We start from the raw sequence: 19,635 nt of genomic DNA, 5'->3' as shown, positions 1-19,635 counted from the left end.
GAGGCAATGAATTTTTCACAGGGTGTGTGGTATGGATGGGCAAAGCTGGCTTGATCTCTTTCAACAAACATTTGATATGATTGATGAAGGAATCTTTATTGTACAGAAGGCTGGCTATAAAATTGTCTATGCCAATCGCAAGGCGATCAGGATTTTTGACCTGAAATCCAAGGACTATATTGGAAAAAACTGTCACTATATCCTCTTTAACAAGCTTACCGCCTGCGCGGACTGCCCCATCGACAGCATGTATCAGACCATGACGCCTCAGATCCGGCATATCGACTACACGGATCACCGTTCATTTCAACGTAACCTGCTTTGCAAATACAGTCCTCTTGACCAGAACTACTTCCTTCTGAGCGTGCTGGATCAGACCCAGGAAAAGAGTCTTATCTCCACAATTACTTCGCAGGCCAAGGAAATGAAGGCCAAGAATGTGGTCCTGAAGCTTCGTCGGCAGGAACTGGAAAAGAAAAAAACTTTCCTTTCCAGTATTCTCAATGGGGTCAAGGATGGCATTATGGTGGTTGATCGCTCTTATAACGTGGAGATGCACAATCAGACGCTGCTTGATGTCACTCAGATGGAATCCGGATTTGATGGCGTTCCCTGCTACCGGGTGTATCAGCGCAACTCGCCCTGTGATGACTGCCCGATGTTTGACAGCTTTTCCGGGAAAATGGTTTCGGCCCGTCAGGTCATCGATCGCGAAAGTGGCGACGAGAAGAACCTGACTGTCTATTTTTCCACTGCCGATAATTTTCTCATTGAAACGGTCAGGGATACCACCCGTGAAAAGCGCCTGCTGACGATGATTAAGGGGCAGCAGGAGCAGCTGTTTATTGCGAATCGTCACCTTGAAGATGCCAATAATGAAATCACCCAGATGTTCACCAAGCTCAAGGAAACCTATGAGCAGCTGGAGGTTGCCCAGGCCCATATTGATGAAGAGATGCGCCAGGTTGAAGAACTCCAGCAGAGTCTGCTGCCAAAGGCGTTGCCCAGTAACTCCCTGTACGATATAGCCTCGTTCTATACTCCTGCCGACAAGGTAGGCGGTGATTACTATGATTTCATTGAGCTCAGCAATGGTGAGCTGGGCGTTCTGGTTGCCGATGTCAGTGGTCATGGTTTGCCTGCCGCGGTTATCATGGCAATGACGAGGGTGGTTCAGCGAGCGCTTTCCTATGGTGAGTCGAGCCCGGCAGCCACTCTTGATAAAGTGAACAGCATGCTCTGCGAGAATATCTATACCAATGACTTTGTTACGATGTTTTATATGATTCTGTCAGCGGACGGTGCTCCGGCGCGTTACTCCTCAGCTGGGCACAACCCGCTGTTGCAGTATTGTGCTTCCACTGGAGATATTATCCGTTATACCAGTAAGGGCTTTTTTCTGGGGGCTTTTGATATCGGTGGGTACGAAGAGGATACGATTTCATTTGCTCCTGGCGATATTCTGCTGCTCTACACCGATGGACTTGTGGAGGCCATGAATATTCGCAAGGAGCAGTACGGTTATGACCCGGTTGAGAGAATTCTGCAGGAAAATCACGGCAGCAGTGCTGCACAAATCGTTGAAATTTTGCGGCAATCTGTTATGGAGTTCGTGGATGGTGTCCCTCTCGGAGATGATATGACTCTGGTTGTCGTCAAAATAAATGAAACATGAGTATCCCAAGGAGTAGGTAATGAACAAAACAGTGAAAAACGGCGTTCTCGTCTATCAACTCGCCGGTGAAATTGAGGCCAAGGCCGGAAAAGCCTTGAGCAGCCAGATCAAGACAGACCTGGGGTCAGTAGCACCCAGCGCTTTGCTGAACTTTCAGGATGTCACCTACATGAACAGTGCTGGGCTCCGTGAGCTGATTGATATTGTCAAGTACTGTAACAAGTCGGGGCATAAGCTGAAAATCAGCAACCTTCCCGAGGATATACGGGAGATGTTTGAGTTTACGAATCTCACCAGAGTTTTCGCGATTTTTGACACGGAATCCCAGGCCCTGGCTTCTTACTGAAAAGCTCGCGATTATTGGTGACATATCCGGCTCAGCGCTTTGTCGGCGCCACGCATGATCAGTTGCGATACAACGATACGAGGGGGGTGTTATGGAGTTTTCCATTGAGCGTTCGGGCAATACGGCCACTGTTCTTATCAAGGACGCTTTTCTAGGTGAAAACGCCAAGGGTCTGCTGGCGGCGATAGAGGAGCTGGGGATAATTGATTTGCTCATCATGGATTTTTCCCAGTCAAACTATATTAACAGTTCGGGTATTTCGGCACTGATTGAAATCTACAAGCAGACCAGAGCCCGTAAATACATGGTGCGACTGACGGGTCTTTCCCGGGAAATCCGCGATTTTTTCTTTCACGCACGGCTTGATGAGTTTTTTGCCATCGAAGATGAACTCGAAGGCCTTGGTATTGAGCAGTACGTTGAGCTTTTGCAGGATGATGAGAAGCGCGATCTGGCAATCGACAAACTGGTGGAGATGGATGACGCAGCGGTACTGCCAATGCGCAATGCGATTCATTCGGAAAACGAGCTGATTCGCTCTGGTGCCATTACCGTGTTGGGGAAGCTGGATGATTCCTACATGGCAAGCCGTTTCAGTGACATTTTGCTTCACGATGAGTCTTCTTTCGTGCGTCAGGCAGCTGCCTATGCACTTGGGTTTTTGCTGGATGAGCAGACGGTGCCAGCGCTGATCAGCGCCTTGGAAGATAACTCTTCCGAAGTTGCTGAAGCTGCCGCTGCCAGCCTGAGTATATTCGGCTCCGATGAAGTTCGCGAGCAGCTTACCGGAAAACTTTTCCATGAAAATCCGAGGGTGCGTGGAGTCGCCGCCCAGGCTTTGGGAATGATTTCCGATAAACGTGTTCACAAGTCTCTGGAGAGTCTTGTGGCTGATGCTGACCCCTGGGTTCGCGTGTGCGCTGTCCAGGCTCTGGGCTGGATGCGCAGCCACCCCTCGGTAACGGTGCTCATAGAAGCCCTGGGTGACAACGACATGCGTGTGCGGGAAGCGGCAGCCTCAAGCCTTGGCCGCATTAAGTCGCCTGATTCCATTGAGCCACTTGGGAAAAGTCTTTTCGATGAAAACATGTGGGTCGCCTACTTCGCGGCCAAAGCACTGGGTCAGATCGGTGATAAGCACGCCATTGCTCCGCTTATGCATGCCTACAAGACCACTTCCCACGAAAACATTAAAATCGCTGTTCTGTACGCTCTGCGCGAGTTGACCGCAGTTGAAGCCAGTGAAGTGTATCTGGATGCATTCCGTTCACGCAATGAAGATCTTCGCAAAGAAGCACTCATGTGTCTTGGGAAGGTTTTTCATCAGGATCTGCCTGCTATTTTGCGCAAGGCGCTCAAGGATATCAACTGGACTGTCCGTTATGCGGCGCTGGAAATCATCACGCTCCACCAGTTGCGCGACATGGAGGAGGATCTGAAGCTCTGCCTGGCCAATGAGTCTGAAGACATTGTGCGTAATCAGATTGCGAAAGCACTGACTCATCTTGCGCGCAGGAGTCAGCCATGAGCATACTGACGGCACAGGTCATCAAACTCACCGATGAAGAATACAAGCTGATTCGGGATATGGTCTACGAGTACTGTGGCATCTACTTCCAGGAGCACAAAAAGTACATCATAGAAAATCGCCTTTCGCGTAGACTCAAGCAACTGAATTTTACGTCATTTAAGGACTACTACTACTTCCTCAAGTATGATCGGAAAAAAGACGAAGAATTAGTTGAGATCATGAATCTGCTGACCATTAACGAGACCTATTTTTTCCGTGAGCTCGGTCAGCTCAAGCATATGATCAGTGTGGCGATTCCTGAGCTTGTGAAGTCCAAAAGTGATCGGGTGCTGCGTATCTGGTCGGCGGCCTGCTCTACGGGCGAAGAACCCTACAGCATAAGCATCCTGCTTAAAGACAGTGGAGTGCTGCCCGCGGGGTACCGCGTGGAGATCTATGGCACGGATCTCAGTCAGGATGCTGTTGCCAAGGCAAAGGCTGCGAAATACCGCAAGATTTCCTTCCGCAGTACCGAACCTCAGTACATGAAATATTTTCGCGAGCAGGATGCGGAGTTTACCGTGAACGCGGATGTGCGCCTGCCAGTGAAAATTGACCGGGGCAATCTGCTGTTGCCGGCGGATACCGGTCGTTACCGGAATATGGATATTGTGTTTTGTCGTAATGTCCTGATCTATTTTGACAAGGAGTCAAAACGCAAGGTGATTGAGAACCTGGCAAATGCCTTGCAGCCACAAGGGTATCTCTATATTGGCCATTCTGAGACACTTTTTGGCATCAGTGACGCCTTTCGCATGAATAATTTCGGTGAAGGGATCGTCTATACGAAGAAGTAACAAAGCCATCACTCAGGTGGAGGCGCGCTGGCGGAGGTGAACGATGTCCCTCAATATCGGCCCCATAAATCACATGCAGATACTTGCCAAAATCAATGTAGCTGAGCGTCTGCATGACCAGATGGAGAACCGCCAGCGCTTCGTGATAGAAAAAATCATTGCCGAAAAGGTTCAGGAGAACGAGAAAGAGCGGATGCAGACGGTCAAGGAGCTGGAGGAGGCGGAAAAAGCCGGTCCCGGTGATCGCGATGCCCGTGAAAAAGATGAACGCAATCCCAGGCAGAAGAATAAAGGGCAAAATCAGCCTGACAGTGGTACTATATCCGAAGAAAATCGAGGCCGCGATGGACATATTGATTTCCTGGCCTGAAAATGAGGGAGTGAGTTATGCTGTCACCCGGAACGCAAATTGAGCTGGCACTGCGCACGGTTCAGGGTCTTGAACTCTGGTGCTCTGCCACGGTAGATAAGGTCAGCGAATCCGTGGTTCTGGTTCGCCTGAATACACAGATTGCCATGGACTACGGGAATATCTCCAGCAGTGAAGACTATCCGGTGACGGTGAATGTCATAGACGGTGAGGTTCTCGTGACCCAGGAGGGGCGGATCGCCGGCAAGCTGCGTGACGAAGTCTATGGAATACGGCTCGTGGGCGAAGCGACCCGCCATGAATATACTTCCATAGAAGATCGCATCAAGGTTCACTACAAGCCACTTTCTGAGCAGGAGTACTATGCCACCCGCCCGGAAATGCGCAGCTATCGGACACCTCAGCCCAACATGCCAAAATATCTTGATGCCAATGATGATATTCCCCAGTCGCTGATGAAATTCATTGGCGATATAAATTATAAGCTCGACCGTATCCTGAACCTTTTGGAGTCCCATTCTTCGGAAAAACTGGTGATCAAGGATTTTTTTCACACCAGCCGTGTGGGTGGAGGGTTTCTGATTGGCGAAAAAGGTGAAGTTGGCAGCGCCTATCTTCTTCAGATCAAAATCCCCATTTATCCCTACCACGAGTTCTACGCTATCGGCAAAGGTGTCCCCTTTTCCGGAGGTGCAACGGGAATCCTCTTTACCTATATCAGCGAAGATGATCGCGAAGAACTTATCAAGTACGTCTTTGAACGACAGCGGGAAATCCTGAAATCAAAAAGGAAACAGTAATGTTTCACAGCCCTGTTTTTCTCTCCGTGATGATTCTGGCGCTGTGCTTTTTCTTTGTGGTTGTGCTCTACCTGCTCTGGGCCTTTGGGAAAATGCGCCAGTCCATGGGGCACTATTCGCTCTATGAGCTTGAAAGTCTCCATGACTCCCTGGAGGCGCTTCTGATCAAAGCCGATGAATCCACTCTCAACCTCACCGATGAAATCAAAAAACAGGAATTTATGCTGAAGCAGCTTCTGGATCTTGTTGATAAGCGCAAGACTGAGCTGGAAGCTCTTATTCAGCAATCCGATGACGTGCAGCAGGCAGCAAGAACTCCCAAAACCGAAGATATCAAAGAGGATGTGGCCTTCTATATGCAACGTGGCTTTACGCCACAGGAAATCGCCAAGAAACTCGGCAAAACCGTCAGCGAAGTCACCCTGCTGTGCCGGGTGCTCGAGTCGCAGCAGGCCACAGGGATTTCGGGCAAAGAAGGCTGATCAGCGGTGGATATTCTCCCCTCCCTAGTTCGCCAGCTGGAGACACTGCAACAGACCCACAATGTCCGGCTGAGTCCGGGCGAAAAGCTGGATATTCTGGTGCGGGGGATGCGCAGCTCCCATGAGGTGTCGCTTTTCCTGCGCGGACAGGAGATTACCGCACGAACTGAGACGCCGTTGCAGCCGGGCCGATATCAGGTGCTGGTGCAGGCTCTGCAACCAGCTCTGACACTGAAAATCCTTCCTCAGCTGCCCACGGTGGTGCCGCCCTCCCTCAGCGCGCTGCCAACTCCCAGTCTGCTTTCCAGCCATCCTCTGGCAACGCTCCTGCAGCTTCCGGCAGTCTCTCCCTCACTTCCCCTTCAGCTGCCCGGAGGGCAACTGATTCCCGAAGAAGCCAGCCTGCTTCGTGGGAGCCGGCTCTCACTGGAAGGTTTGATTCGGGACCTGCAGGCGCCTGGTATGACGGCGAAACCCGCAGTTGCCAGAAGTACCGCCGAGCAGCTTCAGCATCTGAGCGTTCACAGCGGCATGCTGATGGAAAATCACCTGCTGACCGGGAGTCGTCCGGTTGTGCAGGATCTGAAGTTTCAACTGCTTTTACTGGCCGGGCGCTATGCCAACAGTGAGCGACTCGTTGACACTATCCGCCAGCGTCTGCAGTTTCTGACGCGGGAGCAGGTGGCGAATCTCATCCTGAACCAGGACGGGATATTTTTGGTGGAGATTCCCCTGGATACCGCCGATCAGCTCAGGCGCCTGCGTATGCGCCTGCAGAAACGCAAAAAAGAGGCGCGGGGGATTGACTCGGATATCCTTTCCCTGTACATGGAGTTTTCCCGTTTGGGGGAAATCAAGGTAAACTGTTTTCAGCGCGATATGGGAATTGATATTGTGGTCTTTTCCAATGAGCGCAAAACCGTACAGTCCCTGGAACAATCCCTTGAGGAGCTCAGGGGAGCCATCGAAATGGTTGTGCGTAGACCAGTGCGCTGTGCCGTGCACTATCGCGAGGAGAACCTCTTTCAGGATTTTGACGAAAACCTCGTGTTGATCCGCGCCATCAAATCCTGGCCGTCCGATGATGAAGAGCACCAGTAATATCGAGAAAGAATATGGAGTACAACGTATGGGTTTCACCTGTGGAATAGTGGGCCTGCCCAATGTAGGCAAATCTACCATCTTTAACGCACTCACCAAGGCGGGAGCCGCCAGTGCCAATTACCCCTTCTGCACCATCGATCCCAATGTGGGCGTGGTGAGCGTACCCGATCCTCGCCTGAACACCATTGCGGCTATGATCAATCCCCAGCGCATTGTGCCCACCACCATGGAGTTTGTGGATATCGCCGGACTCGTGAAGGGAGCTTCCCAGGGTGAAGGCCTGGGGAACCAGTTTCTCTCCCATATCCGCGCCGTGGATGCCATTGCCCACGTGGTACGTTGTTTTGAGGATGAAAATATCACCCATGTCAGTGGCGGCATTGATCCGGCCAGGGACATGGAGATCATCAATACCGAGCTGATTCTCTCTGATATGCAGTCGCTGGAACGCCGCATGGAGCGTTTGACCAAAATGCTCAAAGGCCCACAGGCCAAGGAGGTCACCCGTGAACTTGCGCTGGTGAAGCGCCTGCACGAGCACCTTAATGAAGGGAAAATGGGCTTTGAATTTGAGGTCGCAGATGACGAGCAGCCCATGCTGGCAGGTTTTCAGCTGATGACCACAAAGCCTCTGCTCTACGTCTGCAATGTATCCGAGGATGATATCCTCGACCCCGACAAGAACCCCTTTGTGCAGATGGTCAGAAAACGCGCCGCCCAGGAAAATGCCGGCGTGGTGATTCTCTCCGGGAAAATTGAAGCGGAAATTTCTGAACTGGGCGAAGAGGAGGCCAGGGAGTTTCTGCAGGATATCGGCCTGAGTGAAAGTGGTCTCAATGCCCTTATACGCGAAGGCTACCAGCTGCTTGGCCTGATCACCTACTTCACCGCCGGAGAGAAGGAAGTGCGCGCCTGGACCGTTCCCCGTAACACCAAGGCGCCCCAGGCCGCCGCCGTGATTCACACCGACATCGAGCGGGGCTTTATCCGTGCCGAGGTTACCAGCTTTGCCGACGCGGTCACCTGCGGCAATGTGAAGAAAGCTGCCGAGCAGGGGAAGATGCGCCTAGAAGGCAAGGACTACGAAGTGCTGGATGGAGATATAATTTACTTTCGGTTTAACGTTTAGCCATCTTCCTGGAAATACCCCAAGACAAGCAGTCAATTGGAAAACCTGCCGGTGCAAGGTGCCCGCAAGTGGTTTTTTATTAGCCTGTTTGTAGCCATTCACGGGTACTTTGCGTTTTTTTCAGCAGGAGCGCCAGTATTTCGAGAGCGAGCCCGGATGGCGAGCGGCAAAGACGTAGGTCCTCGGACGAAAGTGAGCGTCTCTGGGAGGAATGCTGGGGCGAGTACCAACACACCGTAAATAGTTACGCCGAACGTAGCAATAACTTTTCTCGGGAGCACCTATGCACATGGAAAAACTGATTGAAAAAGCCTCTGTCCTGATGGAGTCCCTGCCCTATATCAAAAACTTCTATGGCAAGACCATCGTCATCAAGTACGGCGGCCATGCCATGGTGGACGATGAGCTGAAAAAGAATTTTGCCCTTGATGTGATTCTCATGAAATACATTGGCATCAATCCGGTGATTGTCCACGGAGGGGGGCCCCAGATCGGCGAAACCCTCAAGCGCATGGGCAAGGTATCGGAGTTTGTCAACGGCATGCGTGTGACGGACAAGGACACCATGAGCATTGTCGAGATGGTGCTGGTGGGCAAGGTGAACAAGGAGATCGTGGGTCTGATTCACCAGAACGGCGGCAAAGCCGTTGGGCTTTCCGGCCGCGATGGGCAGTTGATACGCGCGAAAAAACACTATGTGAGCAAGCCGGGGCCCGCTGATCAGCGGCCGGAAATCATCGATATCGGTATGGTGGGAACGGTGGAGGCCGTCAATGTGGAGGTGCTCAACCACGTGGGCAACGGGGGCTTTATTCCTGTGATTGCCCCGGTTGGTGAAGGCGCTGACGGCAAAGCCTACAATATCAACGCCGATTTTGTGGCCGGCGCCATCGCCGCCAAACTGCAGGCCGCGAAAATGGTTCTGCTGACCGATATTCAGGGGGTACAGGGGGCGGATGGTAACCTGATCACCTCTCTGACGCTGCCGCGCATTGACGAGATGATTGCGGAAGGCGTGATTCACGGTGGCATGATTCCCAAGGTGGAAGCGTGTCGCATCGCTCTTGACGGCGGGGTGAACAAGGTTCACATCATTGATGGGCGCGTTCTCCACTCCGTGCTGCTGGAGATTTTCACCGATCACGGCATCGGGACGCAGATCGTGCGCGAAGCGCGCAGCTAATCAGTTTTTACCTTTGTCTGTTTGGAATGTATGCGCTTCCAGGCATCCCAGGCCAGCCAGAGGGCCAGCAGGATCAGGATAGTCTGCCCAACAAAGCTGAAGCGGCTGACTTCATGGACGGCATAGGCCTCCATAAGCAGAGCCGGTACCTTGCCCAGCGTGCTGGCAGCGGCAAAAAGCAGAAAGGACACTTTGCCTACGGCTGCTCCCAGGGTAGAAAACCAGGCCGGGGCAAAGGGCAGCAGGCGCAGCAACAGGATCAGCTGAAAGGCCTCGCGGCCACTGGCATTTACCAGGGTCTGGGCACGGGGATAGCGCTCCAGTGCTCTCTGGGCATGTTTGCGAAAGACCGTCCGATAGAGTCCAAAGGCCACCATGGCCCCCAGTGATTCCCCCAGAAACGAGACCAGTGTTCCTGTCCAGAAACCAAACACCAGTATGTTGGCAGCAGTGATCAGGAAGGTGGGGAAGACGCCAACTACGGTGGCGAGAATATTGAGTGCAATACTGATAAGCGCAGCATAGATGCCATACTGTTGCAGGAAATGGGCAATGGATTCGGCCATATAGCTTTCGCTTTCAAGGAAAAAGGGCCTTCACGCAGTGTGAAGGCCCTTGCTGGTTGTTGCGGAAAGGAAGTTCAGATATCCAGATTGCGCACATTCAGAGCGTTATCGTAGATAAACTCGCGGCGGGGTTCAACATTGTCACCCATGAGGATCGTGAAGGCACCGTCAGCTTCCACCAGGTCATCGATGCTGACCTGCAGGAGTGAACGGTTATCGGGACACATGGTCGTGTCCCACAGCTGGTCGGCGTTCATTTCACCGAGACCTTTGTAACGTTGAATACCAACGCCCTTCTTGCCGCGTTCCACCACATAGTTCTTGAACTTGAGGTAGGAACCGAGTTCAACGGAGCGATCGCCATCCTTGACCAGAAAGGGGCTGCGTCCCATGGACTGGCGCAGGTACTGGTAGATGTCACGCAGTTTGCGCAGTTCCACGCTGGAGGCTATTTTGTTGTTGATGGTCATGGTGGTGCGGTAGCTGTACTCTTCCCGGGTAAAGGTGATGTCGTAGGACGAGGTATCCTCGTTGAAATCCACGCTGAACTGTTCAGGACGATGGCCGTAGCGGCTGACGCAGCGCTCCACGATATCGCGGGCCGACTGCTCGTTGCGCAGCTCTGTCTCCACGGCTACCGCGTTTTTGGCCAGCTCTTTAATAAAGAAGATGTCAAATCCTTTTTTCTGGTAAAGGTGCAGCAGGCGCTCCGCTTCCACGATCCGGCGGATATATTCCTTGCACTGTTCGGCGGTGATCGTCTTGCCTTCTTCGTCTTTGAGTTCGACGTTGTCGAGCCCAAGGTCGATCAGGTAGTCCTGCAGCTGCTTTTCGGTCTTGACATACATTTCCTTCTTGCCCTTCTGGATCTTGAAGAGGGGTGGCTGCGCGATGTAGAGGTAGCCCCGTTCGATGATTTCACGCATCTGGCGGAAGAAGAAGGTCAGCAGCAGGGTCATGATGTGGGCACCGTCGACGTCGGCGTCCGTCATGATGATGATCTTGTGGTAGCGGATTTTGTTGATGTCAAAGTCATTCTGGCCAATGCCCGTTCCCAGTGCGGTGATCAGAATCTTGATCTCCTCGGAAGTCAGCATTTTATCGAAGCGGGCCTTTTCCACGTTCAGGATTTTTCCCTTCAGGGGGAGGATGGCCTGGTTGCGGCGATCGCGTCCCTGTTTGGCGGAACCGCCCGCCGAGTCACCTTCCACTATGTAGAGCTCACTTTTGGCAGGGTCTTTTTCCGAGCAGTCCGCCAGTTTGCCTGGCAGAGAGTTTCCTTCCAGTACGCCTTTGCGGCGGGTCAGTTCGCGAGCCTTGCGGGCTGCTTCGCGGGCGCGGGCTGCGTTGATGGCCTTGTTGAGAATCTGTTTGGCCACATCGGGGTTTTCCTCAAGATAGGCGGCAAATTTTTCCCCGAAAATGGATTCCACCACGCTCTTGGCCTCGGTGGTTCCCAGTTTACCCTTGGTCTGCCCTTCAAATTGAGGGTCGGGGATCTTGACGCTGATAACGGCTGTGAGCCCTTCGCGGATGTCGTCGCCAGAGAGGGTGATCTTTTCGCTGCCCTTTATCTTGGCGGTGCTGACATAGGTGTTGATGCAGCGGGTCAGTGCCGACTTGAACCCCACCAGGTGCGTTCCACCGTCTACCGTGTTGATGTTGTTGGCGTAGGTGAAGAGGGTTTCCGCGTAGGTATCGTTGTATTGCAGGGCGATTTCCACAATGATGTCGTTCTTCTCGCCGGCCACGTGCACCGGTTCGGGGTGCAGCGTCTGCTTGTTCTTGTTGAGGAAGGTGACGAACGAACGCAGTCCGCCTTCATACAGGAACGTGTTGGTCTTTTCCACGCGCTCATCGGTGATGATGATGGTCACGCCGGCGTTGAGGAAGGCCTGCTCGCGTAATCGGTTGGAAAGTATTTCATAGCTGAATTCAGTGGTTTCAAAAATCTGAGAATCGGGAAGGAAGCGAATCTTCGTGCCTGTACTGCGCGTTTCGCCGACCACTTCAAGGGGCTGCTGAGGGAAACCGCGACGGTAGGATTGGCGGTGAATTTTTCCATCACGCTTGATTTCCAGCTCCAGTTCTTCGGAGAGGGCGTTGACGACGGAGATACCAACGCCGTGCAGGCCACCGGAAACCTTATAGGAGGAGCTGTCGAACTTTCCGCCGGCATGCAGAACCGTGAGGACCACCTCTGCTGCTGAGCGGTTCTGCTCCTTGTGGAACTCAGTGGGAATGCCCCGCCCGTTATCCGTTACCGTTATGCTGTTATCGGTGTGGATTACCACTTCGACGGTATCGCAGTGTCCTGCCAGAGCTTCATCAATGGAGTTGTCAACGACTTCGTAGACCAGGTGGTGCAAGCCCGTTATTCCCGTTGAGCCGATGTACATCCCGGGACGCTTGCGAACGGCCTCCAGACCTTCGAGAACTTTGATGCTGTCGGCGCCGTATGCCTGCTGGGTCATCCAGATACCTCTTCTGTGTAAATCTTTTTTGTGAACACTCTATCATATAGCAGTCCTGTGTTTTTTGCCAGCGAAGATGTCTCTCCCCTGTTAAAGGGAGTTGCGGTGCGTGGGGTCGGCAATTTTTCCCTTGCATTTGCCCCTGGATTTTATTATATCAGTGCTGGCACTCGCCGTGGTTGAGTGCCGATAATCGGAACTCATTATCATATCTTCATTCAGGAGGCATACGAATGAATATTCGTCCATTGCAAGACCGAATCATCGTCAAGCGCATCGAAGCAGAAGAGAAGACTGCCAGCGGAATCATCATTCCCGATACGGCCAAAGAGAAGCCCATGGAAGGCAATGTCATGGCAGTTGGCCCCGGCAAGGCACTTGATAATGGCAATACCATTGTTCCTACGGTAAAAGCTGGTGACAAGGTGCTCTTCAGCAAGTACGCCGGCACCGAAGTGAAAATCGACGGCCAGGAGTACATCATCATGCGTGAAGACGATATCCTGGGCGTTATTGAAGGCTGATCAGCCATCACATTCTTCGTACACTCCATTCTATTTTGAGGTGATTATTTATGGCTAAGCAGATTATTTTTGGCGAAAAAGCCCGTAAGACCATACTTCAGGGTGTTGATGCCCTGGCGGATACCGTAAAGGTAACCCTCGGCCCCAAAGGTCGCAATGTTGTTATCGAGAAGAAGTTCGGTGCCCCTCTGATCACCAAGGATGGCGTGACCGTTGCCAAGGAGATTGAACTTCAGGACCCTTTTGAAAACATGGGTGCTCAGATGGTCAAGGAAGTTTCCTCGAAAACTTCCGACATCGCTGGTGACGGAACGACCACTGCCACCATTCTGGCCCAGGCCATCTACCGCGAAGGTATCAAGAACGTCATCGCCGGCGCCAACCCCATGGAGCTGAAAAAGGGTATAGATGCCGCTGTTGACGCGGTGGTGAAAAACCTGAAGGACATCAGCAAGGAAATCAACAGCAAAAAAGAGATTGCTCAGGTGGGAACCATCTCTGCCAACAGTGATGAGACCATTGGCGAGATCCTGGCTGAGGCCATGGAGAAAGTCGGCAAGGATGGTGTCATTACCATCGAGGAAGCCAAGTCCATGGAAACTACCCTGGAGACGGTTGAAGGCATGCAGTTTGACCGCGGCTACCTCTCCCCCTACTTTGTCACGGACTCCGAAAAGATGGTGGCACAGCTGGAAAATCCCTTTATCCTCCTCTACGACAAAAAAATCTCCAGCATGCGCGATCTTCTGCCCGTGCTTGAGCAGATTGCCAAAACCGGCAAGCCCCTGCTGATCATCGCCGAAGATATTGACGGTGAAGCACTGGCCACCCTGGTGGTCAACCGCCTGCGCGGCGTGCTCAACGTGTGCGCTGTCAAGGCTCCTGGCTTTGGTGATCGCCGTAAGGCCATGCTGGAAGATATCGCGATCCTGACTGGTGGCGAAGTGGTCTCCGAAGAGCTTGGCCACAAGCTGGAGAATGTTACTCTTGATACGCTTGGTCAGGCCAAGTCCGCCAAGGTTGACAAAGAAAATACCACTATCGTTGATGGCGTTGGCAAAGCTGATGATATCAAAGGCCGCATTGCCACGATCAAAAGGCAGATCGAGGAGACGACCTCCGAGTACGATAAGGAGAAACTGCAGGAACGTCTTGCCAAGCTGGCAGGAGGCGTAGCGGTTATCCAGGTGGGCGCTGCCACGGAAACTGAAATGAAAGAGAAAAAGGCCCGTGTTGAGGATGCCCTGAACGCAACACGCGCGGCCGTTGAAGAAGGCATCGTGCCTGGCGGCGGCGTTGCCCTGCTGCGCAGCGTTCCCGCTGTTGAGAAGGTTCTTGATGGCCTGGAGGGCGATGAAAAGGTTGGCGCCAGAATTATCGTGCGCGCCCTGGAAGAGCCCATCCGTCAGATCTGCAGCAATGCTGGTCTTGAAGGCTCCATCATCATCAACAAGATTCTTGAGCAGGGCAACCTGAACTACGGTTTCGATGCCCGCAAAGAGATCTACGTGGATATGATTGAAGCTGGTATTATCGACCCCACGAAGGTTGGACGCACCGCCATCCAGAACGCGGCCTCCATCGCTGCTCTGATGCTGACCACTGAAGCCTGCATCTCCGACATCCCCGAGAAGAAGGAAGCCGGTATGCCTGGTGGAATGGGCGGAATGGGTGGTATGGACGGCATGGGGATGATGTAATCCCCTTTGTCTGCCCCTGACTCATAATTGGTAAAGGCCAGCCGGAGTGCTCCGGCTGGCCTTTTTGCGTCCCTGCCATTGTACAGCAGGGGCAATTCTGCTAAGCTGGCAGCCATTTCTGAAACAGGCATTTTTCACGGGAAGGGTCGCCCCATGCATGATATCAAGGAAACCATCCACGAAGTTATTTTTGCGGTGCTGCCCATTGCCTGCGTGGTTATCCTGATGCAGTTCACCATCATCTGGCTTCCCATGGAAACCTTCCTGCAGTTTCTGGCGGGGCTGGTCATGGTGACCCTGGGGCTCATGTTCTTTCTGGTGGGTGTCCAGGTGGGTCTGCTGCCTGTCGGGGAGATGATTGGCTCGGCCCTGCCCCGCACCGGTAAGGCCAGTCTGGTGATAATCTTCGGCTTTATTCTGGGGTTTGTGGTGACCGTGGCGGAGCCTGATGTACGCGTGCTGGCTATCCAGGTGGACATAGTCTCGGACGGTCAGATTGGCAAGAATCTGCTGATCTATACCGTGGCCCTTGGGGTAGCCTTTTTTGTCGGCCTGGCCATGCTGCGCATTATCCTGAATATTCCCATAACCTATCTGCTCGTCGGAGGCTACGGAGCCGTATTCCTGTTGGCGTCGTTTACTCCGGCCCACTTTATCCCCATTTCCTTTGATGCCGGGGGAGTTACCACCGGCCCCATGACGGTGCCCTTTATTCTGGCTCTGGGCGTTGGCGTGGCATCGGTACTGCGGGGGAAAACCGCCTCCAGCGACGGATTTGGCCTGGTGGCCCTGGCATCCATTGGCCCCATCCTGGCGGTCATGCTGCTGGGGGTATTCTTCACATGAATATTCAGATCTTCGCCGGGTTTTCCCACGTACTGACCGAAGTCGCCTTTGCCCTTATTCCCCTGCTGGTTCTGTTCATGATCTTTCAGTTTTTTTTCCTGAAACTGCCCATGCGCCGGCTGGTGGATATCTTCAAGGGCATGATATTGACCTTTATCGGCCTTGCCCTGTTCCTCCAGGGGGTACACATCGGCTTTCTGCCTACCGGAGAGTATATGGGCGCCATCATGGGAGCCTTCAGGCATAACTGGGTACTGATTCCCATCGGGTTTGTGCTGGGGTTTGTGGCCACCTTTGCCGAGCCGGCCGTGCGCATTCTCAACATTGAGGTGGAAAAGGTCTCCAGTGGCTACATTCCCCGCAAGGTCATGCTCTATACCCTTTCCATTGGTGTGGCACTCTCCATTGCCCTTTCCATGGCCCGCATGCTGCTGGGTATTCCCCTGTGGTACATCATTATTCCCGGCTACCTGCTGGCTCTGCTGATGATTCGCTATTCCACCAAGACATTTACGGCGGTGGCCTTCGACTCTGGTGGCGTAGCCACGGGCCCCATGACCGTTACCTTTATTATGGCCATGTCCGTGGGAGCGGCCACGGTGATGGAGGGGCGCGATCCCCTGCTGGATGGCTTTGGCATGATTACCCTGGTGGCCCTGGCCCCCATTCTTTCCGTTCTCACACTGGGACTGCTGTATCGTCGCAGTGAAAGGCAAGGAGACAAGGCATGATTAACCATAAACTCCTGGTAACTATTGTCAAGAAGGGCCTGTCGCAGAAGGTCATCAAAGCCTCTAAACAGGCGGGTGCCGAAGGTGGGACCACCATCCCCGGCAAGGGCACGGGTCTGGCCCAGAAGAATTTTTTGGGTTTTTGTATTGAGCCGGAAAAGGAGATTATCCTGACCCTGATTTCAAAAGAAGTGATGAACGGGGCCCTGGAGGCCATTGCCCGGTCGGCTGAGCTGGATAAGACCGGAAATGGGATTGCCTTTGTGATTGATGTTTGCCAGGTCATGGGCATTGCTCACCTGGCAGAGGCTTGTGAGTTGAGTTGCAGTGCGGGAGGATGTATGAGTAATACCGGATACGAGCTCATTGTGACTGTGGTCAACAAGGGCAATGCAGAAATCGTCGTGGATGCCACCAAGCGGGCAGGAGCTCAGGGTGGGACAATCATTTATGGACGTGGAACGGGAATTCATGAGCAGGCGAAGCTCTTCTCCATTGCCATAGAACCGGAAAAGGAGCTGGTGTTGACCCTGATTGAACGGGCCAGGGTGCAGGATGTGCTGAGTGCCATTCAGGAAGATGTGGCCATCAACGAACCTGGCAGGGGAATCTCCTTTGTGTTGCCTGTGGAGCAGACCATGGGCATCAAAAGCTATGCCGCCACCCGGAGTGCTCCTGAGTGTAATGGTTCCGAATAATGCCCAGCAGAGCGAACGTCACGCTGACTCGCTCTGACGGCGAAGCTCAGTGAGCTTATCGGCGTGTTCTTCGTCAAGGAAAACCCGCGCGCAGGTGAAAAAATTCATGATGCAAGGATGCTTTACGCGATAGTAAATTCTGTGACCACACCTCTGAGCGGTGACAATGCCAGTAGAAGCCAGGATGCCGAGGTGGCGGGAAATGGTTGACTGGTCATAGGACGTCATATCCACTATATCCTGTACGCACACCCTTTTTCTGGCAATGAGCTCCAGGATAAACAGTCGTGTTGGGTGTGCAAGTGCCTTTGCCACTTCACCAATTAAAGTATACTGTCCTCGATACTCCTCCATATTTCTCCTCCTTACTCAACTTTCGTACCTTGTTGTCTTGGGTTAAGGTGTTGTTATCCAGGCGTTTATCGCGCGGAAACCGTATTGATTCTGAATGCTTGACTTATCTGGTATTCCATTTTTCGTCTCCAGATATTGTCTTTTCTGACCGCGCAAAAAGGACACAAAAACGCGCCCCCGAACGCCCGTTTTTCCGGATCGCCTGCTCGCCTGTCCTGGAGATCCGGCAGCAGGCTGCTCAAAGAGGCCCATCTGCTGCGTTGCCGGGCATCGCTCGTCACTGCGACGTACAGGAAGTACGCCTTCTGCCATTCCAATATGGTATCAGTGTCGACGCCGACAACCTGTCGTTTCGGGGGTGCGAAACTTCAGTCCTTAGTTTCCAGAACTTGTGCGTCTGCCCTGGGTTCCCATGGAAAAGAACAGGGCGCAGCTTTTGCCAGAGCTTTGTCTGCACACATCAATGCACTCACCACAGTTATGACACAAGGGATCGTGGCCCTGGCGACGGGGGTCCAGCCCCATGGGGCAGGCACTCTGGCACTGTCCACATTGCGTGCACTGGGTCGGATCCAGGGTAATGTGTATTCCGCGCTGGGTTTTAAAGGCGCTTAGACAGGTTCCCGTGGGGCAGAAAAGGCGGCACCAGAAGCGTGGCCGCAGCAGTTCAATCATGATCAGGGCGAAAATCAGCGCCATTTCAAAGGTTATATAGCCGAACTTCACCAGCACCAGTGCCTGGGAGGAAAGAATCCCCGGAGGGAGAATCAGATTCAGCACCGGTACCCCGGCGACTCCTACTAAGACCATTCCCGCCAGCAGGAAGCCAAAACGAAATGCATTGGCGCGCCGGGATGGGCACATGGTTGAAGCGTTGTGCTCTGGAAGGCCCAGTTTTCTTCTCAGGGCAGCAATGCCATCGCTGATGAGGTAGTAGGGGCAGGCCCAGCTGCACCAGACCCTGCCGAGGATTACCATGAGCAGCAGAGGAATGGCCAGGGAGGCCAGCATGGCAGCTGAAATGCTGGTGGATGCCAGCATGACCTGGAAGATGGCAATGGGATCAGCCATAGCCAGCTCCCCGATATCCAGTGAGTAGAAGGTGCCCTTGGCAAAGTGGATTTTGAGGGTGTTCAGAAAGGGGATCAAAAAGATGAAGAAGACCACGGAAAACTGCACCAGCCTTCTCCAGGTGGTAATATTGGACCAGTCGGGCAGTGCTGGCCGATAGTGAAATCTCATGTCTTATTCCCACCCCTCGACGGATTCCTGAACCTGAAAGTTATATTCAAAGGTGGGCTTCTGCCCTTGAGGTGAAAGCTCCTGTTTGCGTTGCAGCAACTCTTCCCGATGGTAGATGCCGTCCGCTGGACCATGGGATGTGTCCGGGCTGGTACGGCGGCTGCGCAGGTGGTACATGCCGCTGCGCAGATCGTCCACCATGCCCTCTGTGATGATCTGCATGGATTTTGGCCTGGTGGGGCATTTCTCCACGCAGGCCCCGCAGCCAACGCATTCATCGGTAATGACGGGCAGGAGGCCATTCTTAAGGATAATGGCTGTGTCGCGCAGGGGACAGACGTTGAAGCAGACGTTGCAGATCATGGCGCTGCCATCGCGGGAAACGCCCTGCAGCTCATCCTGCTCATAGATATAGTTCAGGCAGGTCTTTTCGTTGATGCGGGCAATTCCCATGCGCACCTGCAGGGGCCTGATGACGTGGGGGTCCAGCGCCCCCGTTGGGCAGACTGGTGGGCAGAGCATGCACAGGTAGCAGCCACGCTGCTGGGCGTACACATAGGGAGTGCCGATCTGCAGGCGATCATAGTAGCTGGAGCGCTGGATGGAGGAGTAGGGGCAGACCTCGATACAGCGGGCACAGCGAATACACAGCTCCATGAAACGCTCCTCTTCCACGGCACCCGGCGGGCGCATGCGATCGGCAGCGAAGTCATCCTTAAAGGGGTTTTCGTTGAGCGCAGAGCGCAGCCACTGAACCAGTCCACTCATTAGATGGCCTGTTGATTCGCGCTGCAGAGTGCTTCCACGTCATCTTCAAAGTGAAAGGCGTGGTGGGCCACGTCGAGAACGCCTTCTTGTTTACTGATCTCTTCGTGCAGGCGCTCGATGTCCTTGCTGTCCTGGGCCTCGAATATGGCTACCAGCTGGAGCCTGTCGTCGGACACACCGTGGATCTCCACGCGTCCCGACTGGCAGAGGGCGTTTGCAATCTGTTCATTAAAGGGATTTTTCAGGCTGATAATGCATGCGGAAAGTACCATTGCG

General features: G+C 53.3%; 21 protein-coding genes. 15 read left to right on the top strand and 6 right to left on the bottom strand.

The features are described from left to right. The first annotated feature begins 31 nt into the window (after positions 1-31). The 10 genes from ACZ46I_RS00210 to argB all read left to right on the top strand — a co-directional run bounded on the left by ACZ46I_RS00210 (position 32) and on the right by argB (position 9,456). Positions 32-1,675 (top strand): SpoIIE family protein phosphatase, encoded by a 1,644-nt coding sequence (locus ACZ46I_RS00210; RefSeq protein ID WP_226508690.1) that lies wholly within the window; start codon positions 32-34, stop codon positions 1,673-1,675. A gap of 19 nt (positions 1,676-1,694) precedes the next feature. Next, positions 1,695-2,021, top strand: coding sequence for an STAS domain-containing protein (locus ACZ46I_RS00205; protein WP_013505365.1), 327 nt, complete (start codon positions 1,695-1,697; stop codon positions 2,019-2,021). 91 nt (positions 2,022-2,112) lie between these two features. After that, positions 2,113-3,549, top strand: coding sequence for a HEAT repeat domain-containing protein (locus ACZ46I_RS00200; RefSeq protein ID WP_464281053.1), 1,437 nt, complete (start codon positions 2,113-2,115; stop codon positions 3,547-3,549). Next, positions 3,546-4,388: a CheR family methyltransferase gene (locus tag ACZ46I_RS00195; protein WP_464281052.1), complete on the top strand. Its 843-nt coding sequence runs from the start codon at positions 3,546-3,548 to the stop codon at positions 4,386-4,388. Before ACZ46I_RS00200 ends, ACZ46I_RS00195 begins: the two co-directional genes overlap by 4 nt. 43 nt (positions 4,389-4,431) lie before the next feature. Then, positions 4,432-4,758: a hypothetical protein gene (locus tag ACZ46I_RS00190; protein WP_464281051.1), complete on the top strand. Its 327-nt coding sequence runs from the start codon at positions 4,432-4,434 to the stop codon at positions 4,756-4,758. A 17-nt stretch (positions 4,759-4,775) separates the two neighbouring features. Continuing rightward, the gene (locus tag ACZ46I_RS00185) at positions 4,776-5,558 is read left to right on the top strand and encodes a PilZ domain-containing protein (RefSeq protein ID WP_013505369.1); all 783 of its coding nucleotides are present in this window, start codon (positions 4,776-4,778) and stop codon (positions 5,556-5,558) included. After that, entirely contained in the window at positions 5,558-6,040 is a 483-nt protein-coding gene (locus ACZ46I_RS00180; protein ID WP_464281050.1) for a nucleotide exchange factor GrpE, read from the top strand. Before ACZ46I_RS00185 ends, ACZ46I_RS00180 begins: the two co-directional genes overlap by 1 nt. Positions 6,041-6,046: 6 nt before the next feature. Next, positions 6,047-7,141 carry a hypothetical protein gene (locus ACZ46I_RS00175; RefSeq protein ID WP_464281049.1) on the top strand — a complete coding sequence of 365 codons (1,095 nt, stop codon included), beginning with the start codon at positions 6,047-6,049 and terminating at the stop codon, positions 7,139-7,141. A 28-nt stretch (positions 7,142-7,169) separates the two neighbouring features. Continuing rightward, positions 7,170-8,273 (top strand): redox-regulated ATPase YchF, encoded by a 1,104-nt coding sequence (gene ychF, locus ACZ46I_RS00170; protein ID WP_013505372.1) that lies wholly within the window; start codon positions 7,170-7,172, stop codon positions 8,271-8,273. A 289-nt stretch (positions 8,274-8,562) separates the two neighbouring features. Next, positions 8,563-9,456, top strand: coding sequence for an acetylglutamate kinase (gene argB, locus ACZ46I_RS00165; RefSeq protein ID WP_041726478.1), 894 nt, complete (start codon positions 8,563-8,565; stop codon positions 9,454-9,456). Here argB and ACZ46I_RS00160 read toward each other — a convergent pair. Both ACZ46I_RS00160 and gyrB read right to left on the bottom strand, forming a co-directional pair. Continuing rightward, complete coding sequence (locus ACZ46I_RS00160) at positions 9,453-10,022, bottom strand: TVP38/TMEM64 family protein (protein ID WP_464281048.1); 570 nt, start codon at positions 10,020-10,022, stop codon at positions 9,453-9,455. The genes argB and ACZ46I_RS00160 overlap by 4 nt on opposite strands. A gap of 74 nt (positions 10,023-10,096) precedes the next feature. Beyond that, a complete protein-coding gene (gyrB, locus tag ACZ46I_RS00155; protein WP_464281047.1) occupies positions 10,097-12,496 on the bottom strand; it encodes a DNA topoisomerase (ATP-hydrolyzing) subunit B in 2,400 nt (799 codons plus the stop codon). A 233-nt stretch (positions 12,497-12,729) separates the two neighbouring features. Here gyrB and groES point away from each other — a divergent pair, with 233 nt between their 5' ends. The 5 genes from groES (at position 12,730) to ACZ46I_RS00130 (ending at position 16,995) form a co-directional block, all read left to right on the top strand. Further along, on the top strand, positions 12,730-13,020 hold the full coding sequence (gene groES, locus ACZ46I_RS00150; RefSeq protein WP_013505375.1) for a co-chaperone GroES: 291 nt from the start codon (positions 12,730-12,732) through the stop codon (positions 13,018-13,020). Positions 13,021-13,070: 50 nt separating this feature from the next. Then, a complete protein-coding gene (gene groL / locus ACZ46I_RS00145; RefSeq protein WP_226508696.1) occupies positions 13,071-14,720 on the top strand; it encodes a chaperonin GroEL in 1,650 nt (549 codons plus the stop codon). Between the two features lie 153 nt (positions 14,721-14,873). Further along, positions 14,874-15,566: a DUF1538 domain-containing protein gene (locus ACZ46I_RS00140; protein WP_226508697.1), complete on the top strand. Its 693-nt coding sequence runs from the start codon at positions 14,874-14,876 to the stop codon at positions 15,564-15,566. Further along, positions 15,563-16,297, top strand: coding sequence for a DUF1538 domain-containing protein (locus ACZ46I_RS00135; protein ID WP_013505378.1), 735 nt, complete (start codon positions 15,563-15,565; stop codon positions 16,295-16,297). The genes ACZ46I_RS00140 and ACZ46I_RS00135 overlap by 4 nt, the downstream gene beginning before the upstream one ends. After that, complete coding sequence (locus tag ACZ46I_RS00130) at positions 16,294-16,995, top strand: P-II family nitrogen regulator (protein ID WP_464281046.1); 702 nt, start codon at positions 16,294-16,296, stop codon at positions 16,993-16,995. Before ACZ46I_RS00135 ends, ACZ46I_RS00130 begins: the two co-directional genes overlap by 4 nt. 18 nt (positions 16,996-17,013) lie before the next feature. On the opposite strand, the gene ACZ46I_RS00125 is transcribed toward ACZ46I_RS00130, so the two are convergent. The 4 genes from ACZ46I_RS00125 to ACZ46I_RS00110 all read right to left on the bottom strand — a co-directional run bounded on the left by ACZ46I_RS00125 (position 17,014) and on the right by ACZ46I_RS00110 (position 19,631). Then, entirely contained in the window at positions 17,014-17,349 is a 336-nt protein-coding gene (locus ACZ46I_RS00125; protein ID WP_464281045.1) for an ArsR/SmtB family transcription factor, read from the bottom strand. Between the two features lie 375 nt (positions 17,350-17,724). Then, on the bottom strand, positions 17,725-18,591 hold the full coding sequence (locus tag ACZ46I_RS00120; RefSeq protein WP_013505381.1) for a 4Fe-4S binding protein: 867 nt from the start codon (positions 18,589-18,591) through the stop codon (positions 17,725-17,727). 3 nt (positions 18,592-18,594) lie between these two features. Next, positions 18,595-19,359 (bottom strand): 4Fe-4S dicluster domain-containing protein, encoded by a 765-nt coding sequence (locus tag ACZ46I_RS00115; protein WP_464281044.1) that lies wholly within the window; start codon positions 19,357-19,359, stop codon positions 18,595-18,597. Further along, positions 19,359-19,631: a chaperone NapD gene (locus tag ACZ46I_RS00110; protein ID WP_464281043.1), complete on the bottom strand. Its 273-nt coding sequence runs from the start codon at positions 19,629-19,631 to the stop codon at positions 19,359-19,361. The genes ACZ46I_RS00115 and ACZ46I_RS00110 overlap by 1 nt, the downstream gene beginning before the upstream one ends. Between the last annotated feature and the right edge of the window lie 4 nt (positions 19,632-19,635).

The sequence above is a fragment of the Desulfurispirillum alkaliphilum genome, assembly GCF_055378285.1.
Note: the sequence above shows the minus strand (reverse complement) of the source record. Positions and strands in the feature narration are given on the sequence as shown.